Raw genomic sequence first — 12752 nt, 5'->3', positions numbered from 1 at the left:
ACATGTTCCACGAAAGAAACAAGAGATGAACAAGTTAGAGAAAAATACTGAAGTAAAACTTAGCAGCTTATCAACTAAGGAAAGGATACAAACCATCCTTTCCGTGTTGCCGGAGAATCCTGGCTGCTATCAGTATTTTGACGAGAAAGGAACAATAATTTACGTAGGCAAAGCTAAGAATTTAAAGAAGCGGGTAAGCTCCTATTTCAACAAAGAGCACGACAATAATAAAACACGTGTACTCGTTAAACAGATCCGAGACATCAAGTATTTTGTTGTCGATACGGAGGAAGACGCACTGCTTCTGGAGAACAACTTAATTAAACAATACAGGCCTCGTTATAATGTTTTATTAAAAGACGATAAAACATATCCCTCTATCGTTGTTAAGAATGAATATTTTCCCAGAATTTTCCAAACACGAAATATTGTTAGAGACGGATCACAATATTATGGCCCCTACCCTTCACTTTATACCGCCAAGATCATGCTTCAAATGATCAAAGAATTGTATCCTATCCGTACATGCAAACTACCGCTTACTCCCGAAACTATTGCACAACGGAGATACAAACTATGTCTTGAGTATCACATCAAACGATGCAAAGCTCCGTGCGAAGGTTTACAATCAAGCGAAGAATACCTTAAGAACATTGGCGAGATAAAGGAAATATTGAAAGGTAATATTTCTACTGTTAGTAAAATTTTATACGACGAGATGCAGGCTCTTGCGGCTGAACTACGCTTTGAAGAGGCTCAAAAGGTTAAGGAGAAATATGAGGTTATTGAAAACTACCGTGCGAAATCTACTGTAGTTACTCCTATGCTAACGAATATTGATGTCTTTTCTTTTGCTGAAAACGAGAAATCCGCCTTCATTAATTATATGCATATAGGCAATGGAGCCATTGTTCAAGCCTATACTTTCGAGTACAAAAAGAAATTGGACGAGGCTAAAGAAGAACTGCTCGCAATGGGTATAATAGAGATGCGCAGTCGTTTCAAAAGCACAGCGCGCGAGATCATTGTTCCTTTTGAACCGGACATGAATCTGGAAGGAGTAACCATAAATATCCCCCAAAGAGGTGATAAAAAGAAACTTCTCGACCTGTCTGTAATGAACGTAAAGCAATATAAAGTAGACAAACTAAAGCAAGCCGAAAAGCTTAACCCCGAGCAAAGAAGCACTCGTTTACTAAAAGAAATTCAAACACAACTGCATTTAGACAAACTGCCTATTCATATTGAATGCTTTGACAACTCGAACATTCAGGGTAGTGATCCCGTTGCGGCTTGTGTGGTTTTTAAAATGGGAAAACCAGCGAAAAAAGACTATCGTAAATATAATATTAAAACGGTTGAAGGACCGGACGATTACGCCTCCATGCGAGAGGTAGTTTATCGTCGTTATAAACGCCTGCTGGAAGAGAAAGCTCCCCTCCCCGACCTGATTATTACAGACGGTGGTAAAGGACAAATGGAAGTTGTACGTGAGGTTCTTCAGGACACGCTACAAATCAATATACCTATTGCGGGACTTGCCAAAGATAAAAAACACCGGACATCTGAGTTCCTTTTCGGATTTCCGCCGGAACCAATCGGACTCGTACAAAAAAGTTCGCTCTTCCATTTGCTAGAGCAAATGCAGAACGAAGTACACCGATTCGCTATTACGTTTCACAAAGACAAGCGAAGCAAAAGGCAAACGGCCTCAGAATTAGACACGATTAAAGGCATTGGAGACAAAACAAAAACAGTACTTTTACGAACGTTTAAGAGCGTAAAAAGGATTCGTGAAGCGAATATCGACGAACTAACAAAGGTAATAGGTGAAGCAAAAGCCCGCCTACTGATAGAAAGTTTAAGCAAATAACAATATGCGAACAGTGATTCAACGTGTGCAACACTGCTCTGTTACGATAAACGGAGCCGTAAAATCTGAAATTGGGCAAGGTCTGCTTGTTCTTTTAGGGATCGAGGACAGGGATTCTCAGCAGGATATAGAGTGGCTGACAAAGAAAATAGCCTCTTTACGGATATTTGACGATGAAAATGGGGTGATGAATTGTTCTGTCAAGGATATAGGCGGAGAAATTATGGTGGTTAGTCAATTTACACTCCATGCTTCAACGAAGAAAGGCAACAGACCATCTTATATTTATGCCTCCAAACCGGATATTGCCATACCAATATACCAAACTTTTTGCGACGAGATGAGCATACAGTTAGACAAAACGGTGCAAACCGGTGAATTTGGTGCAGACATGAAAATAGAACTACTCAACGACGGTCCGGTTACCATTTTCATAGACTCACAAAACAAAGAATGATATGGCAGAATTAACAATAAAGGAAGCGCAAAACAAAGTAGATCAGTGGATAAAGACTCATGGCGTGCGTTATTTCAATGAGTTAACGAATATGACCATCCTAACGGAAGAAGTCGGAGAACTGGCGCGGGTAATGGCGCGTACCTACGGAGAACAATCGTTTAAAGAAAGCGATAAAACCTATAATCTTCCGGACGAAATGGCTGATGTACTGTGGGTACTCCTCTGCCTTGCCAACCAAACCGGAGTAGATTTAACCGCGGCATTCGAAAAAAATCTCGAAAAAAAAACAAACCGGGATAAGGAAAGACATAAAAACAATTCAAAAATAAATGGAAATGGATAAATACCAGGAAGCTTTTGCCAAATTCAAGGCCCCTGCTACAGAAGCGGAAATAAGCAACGAAGTAAACAAGATAATAGAGAAGAACGCAAGCAACAACCTGACAGCTAATGTTCTAAAGGAAATACATGGCTTTATCGACCTTACATCTCTCACCAGCTTAGACACACGGGAAAGCATCTGGAAGTTAGTGGAAAAGGTTAATAACTATGAGGGATCACGCCCCGATGTTCCCAATGTAGCTGCGATTTGCACCTATCCCCTATTTGTCGAAACCGTAAAGCAGGCATTGACAGCACAGGATGTTAGTATTGCTGCCGTATCAGCCGGATTTCCGTCTTCACAAACATATATTGAAGTTAAGATAGCGGAAACAAGTCTGGCGGTTTTGAACGGAGCCGACGAAATAGATGTCGTTTTAAACTTAGGTTATTTTATGGAGGATAATTACCAGGAGATAGCCGAAGAGATATCAGAAATCAAAGAAGCCTGCCGGAATGCCAAACTAAAAGTTATATTGGAAACAGGCGCGTTAGTGAAAGCCGAATTCATTCAAAAAGCGGCTATTCTCGCCATATATTCCGGTGCTGATTTTGTTAAAACATCGACCGGAAAAGGATTTCCGGGTGCTACACCTGAAGCCGCCTATACACTCTGTAATGTCATCAAAACATATCATGAGGTAAGCGGTCGTAAGATAGGATTAAAAATATCAGGCGGTGTAAAATCAGCCGAAGACGCGGTTATTTACTACTCCATTGTAAAAGAAATCTTAGGCGAAGAATGGCTAACTAAAGATCTCTTCCGTATAGGAGCCTCAAGTTTAGTTGGTGATATCGAGCATCGACTTGGTGAGTAATTAAACACACGTATTTTGCGACATAAAAAGCGCGTCATTGTAGGTCTCACCTGTAATGACGCGCTTTCTTATAGTAGGGTAAAACCTATACAGTGTAGGTCACTTCTTTCTTTTAATAATATAGTCGGCAAGTATCTCAAGCGCCTCTCTGGCACTTGAAGGAGGAAGTTGATTGAGCAATTGCTTGGCTTGATTATGATAAGATTCCATGCGGGATTCCGCATACGTTATCCCCCCATATTCCTTGGCAAAAGCAATCAGAACGTCTATGTTTTCTTCCGTGAAATCCTTCTTGTTGATGATAGCTGTCATACGTTCTGCAATCGCTTTATCGGCCGTTCTTAAGGCATATAATAAAGGTAGTGTTACTTTACCCTCCCGTATATCATTTCCTGTTGGTTTACCGATATTTGCGTTTTTATCGTAATCAAATATATCATCACGTATTTGGAAACTATAGCCCAAAAGCGTTCCGAATTCGCGGCAGATACGAATGGTTTCGGCATCTGCACCGGCAGTTATCGCTCCAATTTCAGCACATGCCGATAATAGCGTAGCTGTTTTCTTTTCAATAACACGCAGATAACTGGCTTCATCAATAATAATTTCATCAGCTACTTCCAATTGCCATATTTCACCTTCGGAAAGATCTCTTCCCAACTTGGAAACAATTGCGATAACATCAATATTACCGGTGAAGGTAGAACGGATTAAAGCGGTAGCCAATACATAATCGCCAACTAAAACGGAGATGCGATTATCAAATAGCGCGTTTAAGGCGGGTACTCCCCTACGCTCTTTCGTTTCGTCAATTACATCGTCGTGGATAAGTGTAGCGGTATGTAGCAGTTCCAGAAACACGGCCGAATTTATTGTATTATCAGAAATTTTACCACTTGCTTTAGCGGTAAGCAATACTAAAAGCGGGCGAACATGTTTACCTGTAGATTCCAGAATAAGCTCGATCGCAGCTTGCAGTTTAGGGGTGTTGCTCTGCAAAGAAGAACGAAATTCCTCCTTGAACTTTTCAAATTCGACAATAACCGGCCTCTCAATTAATCTTCTCTCATCCATACTAAGTCGCTACGTTGAGGCAAAATTAGCAAAAACAATCGAGTACGCTACTTTTTTACTACTTTTACCAGACAATGTCTTACTAAAACGTGTTAAAAAAGAATGAAATTACTCCTCATAGATGCCTACGCGCTCATATACAGATCGTATTATGCTTTTATTAAAAACCCGAGGGTTAATTCAAAAGGCTTCAATACTTCCGCTATTTTCGGTTTTGTAAACAGTATGGAAGACGTTATCAAACGGGAGAATCCTACACATATAGCGGTTGGGTTCGATCCGTCGGGCCCTACTTTCCGTCACGAAGCTTATGAACATTACAAAGCACAGCGTGAAGAAACGCCCGAAGATATACGCCTGTCTGTTCCTTATATAAAGGATATTATTAAGGCCTACAACATTCCGATTCTCGAAATCCAGGGGTATGAGGCCGACGACGTGATCGGAACGATTTCTCATTTGGCCGAAAAGGAAGGATTCGAGGTTTATATGATGACCCCGGATAAAGACTACGGACAGTTAGTGACCGAACATGTATTTATGTATCGTCCGAAGTTTGGTGGTGACTATGAAATACTCGGGAAAAAAGAAGTACTCGAAAAATACGGATTGACATCGACCGATCAGGTGATCGACCTACTCGGGTTAATGGGCGACAGTTCCGACAATATTCCGGGATGTCCGGGTGTAGGTGAGAAAACCGCACAGAAATTGTTAGAGCAATTTGGGAGCATAGAAAATTTATTGGCCAATACCGACCAACTTAAAGGCGCGCTAAAAAAGAAGGTAGAGGAAAACGTTGAGCAGATTCGTTTTTCAAAATTCCTGGCTACTATAAAAACGGATGTTCCCGTAGAGTTCGACGCGAAAGCTTGTGTTCGGGAAAAACCGAACGACGAACGACTCATCGAAATTTATACCGAATTGGAGTTTCGCACTTTTATTAACAAAATGAAAGGGGAAGCTAAAAAACCCGTCGAAACAGCTCCAGTTCAAGGCTCGCTCTTTGATTTATTTCCGACCGAAGTCCCGACCGTTCCGGAATATTCAACTCTCGCAGACTTAAAAAGCACTCCGCACGAATACCATATCATTGATAATGAGGATGCTTACCTCGAATTAGGTGCCTATTTATCCAGCCATGATTTTTTTGCGTTCGACACCGAAACAGACGGAGTTGACCCACTTACCGCCGGATTAGTCGGTTTATCGTTTGCCGTAAAGGAAAATGAGGCTTGGTATGTTCCGATACCCGACAACAAGGAAGAAGCCCTAAAAATAATTTCGTACTTCTCCCCTGCCCTTCAAGATTTGAATTCTACCAAGATCGGTCAGAATATAAAATTCGATATTCTTGTGCTCCGAAAATACGGTGTTCGCGTACGGGGGAAATTGTTCGATACAATGATCGCGCATTATTTACTCAATCCCGAACTTCGTCACGGTATGGATTATTTGGCCGAAACTTATTTAAAATATAAAACAGTACCCATCGAAGATCTGATCGGTCCAAAAGGAAAAGGTCAGAAGTCAATGCGACACGTACCGATCGATCAGGTTGCAGAGTACGCGGCCGAAGATGCTGATATCACCCTGAAGCTTCGCAACTACTTCGCACCCGAAATAGAGCAAGCCGGTATCAAGTCTCTTTTTGAAGATATAGAGATGCCACTTGTTTTTGTTTTAGCGGAAATGGAATATACCGGTGTAAAGTTAGACAAAGCCGCGTTGAAACAATCTTCCGAAGAACTTACCGCCGAGCTCATCAAATTAGAAGCAGAGATACACGAACTGGCGGGCATGGTGTTCAATATCAACTCCACAAAGCAAGTAGGCGAAGTTCTTTTCGACAAACTAAAGATAGAAGAGAAAGTAAAGAAAACGAAAACCGGAAACTACAGCACCAACGAAGAAACGTTGGAAAAGCTGCGTTCAAAGCACCCTATCGTTGGCAAACTGCTGGAGTACCGCGGACTAAAGAAACTGTTAAGCACCTATATCGATGCCCTGCCTCAATTAATAAACCCGGCAACCGGGAAAGTACACACCTCGTTCAATCAAACAGTGGCGGCTACGGGAAGACTCAGTTCTACCAATCCGAATCTACAGAACATCCCTATTCGCGACGCATTAGGACGTGAAATTCGGAAGGCTTTTATTCCCGAAAACGAAGATTGCCTGTTCTTCTCGGCAGACTATTCCCAGATCGAACTCCGTATCATGGCACATTTAAGCAAAGACGAGCACATGATCGAAGCATTCCGCAGCGGAGAAGACATTCACGCCTCAACCGCCGCCAAAATTTACGGCATCCCTGTTAAAGAAGTAAACAGCGATATGCGCAGAAAGGCTAAAACAGCCAATTTCGGCATCATTTACGGCATATCCGTATTCGGTCTGGCCGAACGCCTTACAATCGCCAGAAGCGAATCTAAGGAGCTGATAGACGGCTATTTCCGCACCTATCCTCAAATTCGTGAATACATGGACGAAAGCATTCGCATAGCTAAAGAGAAAGGCTATGTAGAAACCATATTCAAACGCAAGCGCTTCCTTCCGGACATCAATTCTGCCAATGCGATTGTGCGCGGTTATGCCGAACGAAACGCCATCAATGCGCCAATCCAAGGTAGCGCCGCCGATATTATTAAATTAGCCATGGTACGCATACACCGCCGCATTCAGGCTAAAAACCTGAAAAGCCGTATGATTTTGCAAGTACATGACGAATTAAACTTCAACGTTTATAAGGATGAGTTTGATAAAATCAAACAAATCGTCTTAGAAGAAATGGAGAACGTAATCAAGCTGGAGGTTCCGCTGATAGCAGATTGCGGATCGGGCGCAAACTGGTTGGAAGCACATTAAGCGAACTGTGGTTTTACGCTAAAAAACATCTCATAAAAAAGACATAGTAATGTCTTTAAAAACATAAAGGTTATTTTTCCGAACATAAAGGTTATTTTCGGAAAAATAACCTTTATGTTTTTCATCCTCTATATAGCACTGATAAACAAGCATTTATCAGGCAACCGAAACAGGGCGTTTTTTCTTCCCTTTTTTAGCCTTACGCAGACGAAGAAACAGGTACGACGCATAGATAAACAGGATGGAGAAAAGGTGGATATATTGCTTCGTCGACGAGCTTACAGCTATATCCGCGAATCCTTTGGTTGGTGTGCGTTTGCTTGTAGCTTGCACAGACGTTTGCGGCATTTGTTTTACGGCTTCTTTTCCGTTTTCAGCTACCTGCGTAACAACTTTCTCAACAGCGGTTTTTTGTTGCCCGTGCCCTCCTCCTCTTGGGTTCATCATGAAGCCAACCTGAATTCCTACAGCATGAATAAACAGTGCCGCGTACAGCACATAGGCCCACTTCTGAACTTTCTTCCATTTCTTGTATCCCATACGATTGCGAATCGAATCAAAAGAAGTTACCCAAAGCGGAATAAACAGTACCAGTAAAAGAATACCCCACACAAAACTGAAATTGGTTATCCCCGCCCCCAGCTCACTCGTAACTGTTCTTCCCGCCATATAAGCATCTCGATCGGCAAAATAGGTAAGCGAAGCAGGAAGATTATTCAACACACGGATTAATGAATGTGACAGAACAGCAAACCCGGAGATAATGGACAATTCCTTGCGTATAGACATCAATCGTTTAACACCTGGAGTTTTCATATCTAAAGCACCCATGTACATAATAATGATCAACAACGGATGACCAAAAGTTGCCATGTGAATATAATCCCGAATAATCTCTCCTAAAAATGGAACTCGGGAAAAGCCTGCCATATCGACACCGAAAAGTCGCGCGATAACGGGTATAGCGATCAACACAAACGGTATTCCTAAGACGGTATAATAAACGGTGGAATACTTTCTAATCGACTTTGACAACAAAATACATAGTAACGTAAGGACAACCAATGACATAAGCAACGGCGCGCATGCCCTCAGGAATTCCAACAAATCAAAAAGCAGCTTAACCATGGAAAATTTCGTTTTATTAGGTAGTTAATTAAGGATAAAGGCTTCTTTACTTAACATAAGTAAGTCTGCCTGCACCACTGATTTGTGTTGATCCAACAACAAGTCCTTTTGCCGCAACTGCCGTTTTTGGGTTAATGGTATAGATAGCAGGATTACCATCACTTGTTGTAACAGGCATATAAACTATACCATTTTCTGTATAAGGTGAATTTGCAAAACCGGTAATAATACCGGCATCCGGCAGTCCTGTTACATAAGTCAGTTTTTTATCTTCCCCTTTATAAACAGCTAATTGATTCGCTGTAAAGCCCGTTTCTGTCAAAGGTCTGTCATACATCAACAACAGGAAGTAATCTTCTGTAAGATGCCAGGAGCGAACAAATGATTTCCCATTTGATTGTGCTTCAATATTACAATAATAGCTTTCATCAAAAGTTTCTGTTCCTGCTTTAATACGAACAACGCCGGCAGGCAGTGTTGTTTTCTGTACATCGGCCGTCATCGTCTTCGCATAACTGGGCGAAAACACATACACATCCCCATTATCTGCTCCCCAGATCATCTGATAATATTGCGAGCGATTACGACCGCAAGCATAGCTGATCTTATCCGTTTTTATCAACTTCGGGTTTGTCAGTGATTCATCGTTATAAATAGCTACCCAAGCTTCGTCGGGATACTGCGTCCATTGCAGCTCACCTTTCTGATACGCACTACTGGAACTTCCTCCCGCCTCTGTTTTTACTAACTCCGGATATTTTACATAGTTACCGCCTTCAGCTTTCACGCCATACTGGCTTAATCCCATTGGAATTGGCGCTACATAGAGCTTGTTATTTACCTGCTGAATACCAGCTAATGTAACGAACTCGCCATTACCCAGGTAGTTTTCAGACCGAATTACGTTTTTATTATCCGTAAATGTTTCGTTTTTCACATCCAGATAAGACAACTGAAAACCTTTGGGCAAGAATCCGTTTTCGTCCGCATACGTTTGTCCCAGATCACCGGTAGAAGACGTTATAATATAATCGTTAAAGATGCCGTATGACGTAAATCTTTTTATTTCATACGTATTATCACGCTCCTCCACTTTTCCGTCAGCGTTCATCACATAAGAAGAGCTTATCCCCGCGTTTCCTTGATTATATACTAAACGGTACAAGTATTTATCCTTGTAAAAAATCCAGAAAGAGCCCGTTTCTGTTACAAGTCCGTTATTAGCGGTGGTAATCGTTCCCTCTCCCAATGCCTCTGCGGTTAATAAATAACTCGCGTCGGCAGATGATGCGACAACAACATAATTGGAAGCTTCGTTTTCTTCCGGGGTTGGAATCGGATCATCACTATCACTACAAGATACAAACAGGCCTCCTGCCATCATCATTGCGGCAATACCTTTCGTTAAAAAATTCTTCATGTTATTCATTTATTATATATTTTAGTAAGGATAATAGTCTTTATTATCAATTCATTTTTAGTTGCCAAAAGCAATTCTCACCTTTCCGTAAAATGCTCTTCCGGCCTTTTGTAAACTGAAATTGTCATATAGTTTTTCATTCGTGAAATTTCTGCATTCAAACGAGAAGTTATAACGACCGTTCCGAACGCCATAAGAGATTGTGAGATTATGAGAAAACTGAGAAGGAACTACAAAACTGGACTCACTTCCTAATGCTTCCGAGTAAAGCGGGAAGCTGTGCATGTATAGATTGTCGTAAGTAACAGTCAACAGGTTCCCTTTTTTCCACAGGTTATGCTTGTAAAACGTAAGATCAGAGTTAGCAAATCGGTAAGGCATATTGGGCATACGCGCGCCATAGGTCAGACTTTCCTGCGTACTTCCACCGCTTACGGTTTTCACATTGTCACGCACATCCATTTGTGTAAAGTTTCCACCCACACTAACCCAATCCGCAAACCCATAACGTGCGGAAAGGGTATAACCTTTCGTCTCCACACGCCCGTGGTTTTCATAAGCCGCACCTGATTTTCCGCCACCCAGATCAACCAATTTACGCTGAATATAATCCTTCGTATAGCGGTAAATAAACCCACCTTCCACATACACGGCATGCTTCCCGAACTGTTCATTATAACTCAGGTTCAGATTTACATTATCACTGTTTTCGGGTTTAATACCTATGTCACCACTCTCCAAGTCTTCATCACCGAACATCTCTTCATTGGTTGGCAAGCGATATGCCTTTTCATACGAAAGCTTTGCCTGTAATCCGCTTATAATAAAATAAGTTCCTGCCGCGCCATAGCCCAAAGCATCAAGAGCGTTGGTTGTACGCGTGTATTGATCTTGCGCGGATGATGTAGCAATAGGTCCGGCAATAAACTGGTTATAATATTTACCGAAAGCAGATATGTTCCAATGCTCAGCAGGCATTAGCCGATAAGACAAACCGCTGATGTTTTTTCGTGTTTCTTTTGCTATGGCCTCCTGTGTTGAACTACTATTCAGCATAGACCGGTTAGAGCGCGAAAAGTCGTTTAAAACATGATTGAGCGTAAATACATGTGCCTTTCCGATACGATAATTTGCCGTAAAAGTTCCGTTCCAGTTGTCGTTGTCTGAACGGGTATGTTGATAAGTTTGTTCTCCCGGCAGCCTGAGAAGGCGCATTTCACCTCGCCAGTTATATTCGTAGTTCGAAGTATCAACATTATGCGTTATGTTCTTATTGTAGTTGGCCGTCAATGTAACATCCAAACCTTTAGTAAACAGATCTTGTTTACGATACTCCAACGACGGCATAAGCGAATGACCTTTGCGATACTTGCCACCAAATACAACCTCTTGCCGCACGCCGGTTTGAATGTCTTTATACATGTTGGAGTAAGTAAATCCAAACATTAAACGATCCGCCCATTTCTTGTTTACGATACCTACTTTGGCTATAACAGCCTCGTTATGGTACATATCGTGAAAGCGTTCCACATGCTCAATCTTTTTCTTGTTAATTGCCCCCGTAGCAAAGTCCTTGACGGGTGTATCTACGAAATAATTATTGTCCGAATAGTTCTGAAACGCATTAATTTCATAGGTAAGCCCATTGGCAAAGGTTTGTCCGAAGTTAACGTATGATTTATGCGTATTAAATGAGCCATAGGAATAGGAAGCATCAAGAAACCATTTGTTCAGGTTCTTTTTTGTAATAATATTAATCACCCCTCCGATAGCATCGGTACCAAATCCAACAGGAACAACTCCTTTATAAACCTCAATGCGTTCAGCGTAATTAGCCGGTATATTATTTAAGCCAAAAGAGCTACCTACACCTTCCTGCGGCACACCATCAATAAATATCTTAATGTGTTTGCCGCTGAATCCATCCATCATCAACTGCATATCCGAACCTACCCCACCCGATTCGCGAAGTTTAACTCCGGGTGCCTGTGCCAATGTTTCGCTCAGGTTTTGCGTAGAATTCTGTAATAACTTGGTATCGATCGCGATGACATTATAAGCAGATCGTTTCAGTCTGCTTACTCCGTTTGAAACCACAACTACTTCATCCAGTTCAGTAGCTTGTTCGGCAATGGTGATATTTACTTTAGTTTCTCTGTCAGCAACAAGTTTTACAGGTCTTTCAACTGTTTTATACCCTATAGCGGATACAGTCAGCACATAGTCTCCAACAGGAGCCTGTAAGGAATAAAAACCATCTACGCCCGTTACACTACCATAGGTGGTATTTTTTAAACTAACTGTCGCAAAATCCGCAGCTTCATTAGTATTTGTCTTGATCTTTCCCGAGAGTTTTGCCTGCTGTGAGAACATCGATAAAGAAACGAGTAAAAATAAAAAGACGATTACGTCTAATCTTCTATTAATCCACATTGTTAGTCCTTTTTTGTGCGATAAATTTTGTTCGCAAATCCGAATAAAGTCCGAAAGACTTTACTCAGGTGCAAAAATCCACATATTAAGAACGCTACACAATCGCAACAAATAAGTAAAAGCAACACTTACTCATACCTACAATAAGGTAAAATGGACGCTTATAATATCGACAAAAGACATTATAATGATTATCTACATACATTATAGTGCCTTTACAGCTATCAACCTCCCACCCAAAAGGAGGCTTTACGGTATTTTCCGGATAGGTTGAAGGAGTAAATAAATAACTTTTAG

At 41.4% G+C, this 12752-nt stretch carries 9 protein-coding genes; 5 read left to right on the top strand and 4 right to left on the bottom strand.

Features of this window, described 5'->3' with window-relative positions; genetic code table 11:
* Positions 1 to 25 precede the first annotated feature (25 nt).
* Genes uvrC through deoC form a run of 4 tightly spaced genes read left to right on the top strand, consistent with a single transcriptional unit; the run spans position 26 to position 3532 of the window.
* Positions 26 to 1873, top strand: coding sequence for an excinuclease ABC subunit UvrC (gene uvrC / locus B9Y81_RS13155; RefSeq protein WP_085537365.1), 1848 nt, complete (start codon positions 26 to 28; stop codon positions 1871 to 1873).
* Positions 1874 to 1877: 4 nt separating this feature from the next.
* Positions 1878 to 2330, top strand: a complete 453-nt coding sequence (gene dtd, locus B9Y81_RS13150; RefSeq protein ID WP_085537364.1) for a D-aminoacyl-tRNA deacylase — start codon at positions 1878 to 1880, stop codon at positions 2328 to 2330.
* 1 nt (position 2331) lies between these two features.
* The gene (locus tag B9Y81_RS13145) at positions 2332 to 2676 is read left to right on the top strand and encodes a nucleotide pyrophosphohydrolase (protein ID WP_085537363.1); all 345 of its coding nucleotides are present in this window, start codon (positions 2332 to 2334) and stop codon (positions 2674 to 2676) included.
* A complete protein-coding gene (gene deoC / locus B9Y81_RS13140) occupies positions 2663 to 3532 on the top strand; it encodes a deoxyribose-phosphate aldolase (RefSeq protein ID WP_085537362.1) in 870 nt (289 codons plus the stop codon). The genes B9Y81_RS13145 and deoC overlap by 14 nt, the downstream gene beginning before the upstream one ends.
* A 99-nt stretch (positions 3533 to 3631) precedes the next feature.
* Here the strand turns inward: deoC and B9Y81_RS13135 are convergent, their stop codons facing one another.
* Complete coding sequence (locus B9Y81_RS13135) at positions 3632 to 4606, bottom strand: polyprenyl synthetase family protein (protein WP_085537361.1); 975 nt, start codon at positions 4604 to 4606, stop codon at positions 3632 to 3634.
* 102 nt (positions 4607 to 4708) lie between these two features.
* Between B9Y81_RS13135 and polA the strand changes: the two genes are divergently transcribed.
* Positions 4709 to 7474, top strand: coding sequence for a DNA polymerase I (gene polA / locus B9Y81_RS13130; protein WP_085537360.1), 2766 nt, complete (start codon positions 4709 to 4711; stop codon positions 7472 to 7474).
* A 156-nt stretch (positions 7475 to 7630) separates the two neighbouring features.
* On the opposite strand, the gene B9Y81_RS13125 is transcribed toward polA, so the two are convergent.
* The 3 genes from B9Y81_RS13125 to B9Y81_RS13115 are packed head-to-tail and all read right to left on the bottom strand — an operon-like array spanning position 7631 to position 12455.
* Positions 7631 to 8602, bottom strand: coding sequence for a ferric reductase-like transmembrane domain-containing protein (locus B9Y81_RS13125; RefSeq protein WP_085537359.1), 972 nt, complete (start codon positions 8600 to 8602; stop codon positions 7631 to 7633).
* A 46-nt stretch (positions 8603 to 8648) separates the two neighbouring features.
* Positions 8649 to 10031, bottom strand: coding sequence for a DUF4374 domain-containing protein (locus B9Y81_RS13120; RefSeq protein ID WP_394335442.1), 1383 nt, complete (start codon positions 10029 to 10031; stop codon positions 8649 to 8651).
* Positions 10032 to 10079: 48 nt separating this feature from the next.
* A complete protein-coding gene (locus B9Y81_RS13115) occupies positions 10080 to 12455 on the bottom strand; it encodes a TonB-dependent receptor (RefSeq protein ID WP_085537357.1) in 2376 nt (791 codons plus the stop codon).
* Positions 12456 to 12752 lie beyond the last annotated feature (297 nt).

It is taken from the genome of Massilibacteroides vaginae (assembly GCF_900178525.1).
Taxonomy (GTDB): domain Bacteria; phylum Bacteroidota; class Bacteroidia; order Bacteroidales; family Tannerellaceae; genus Massilibacteroides; species Massilibacteroides vaginae.
The sequence above is the reverse complement of the archived record's forward strand: the minus strand, read 5'-3'. Positions and strand labels throughout refer to the sequence as shown.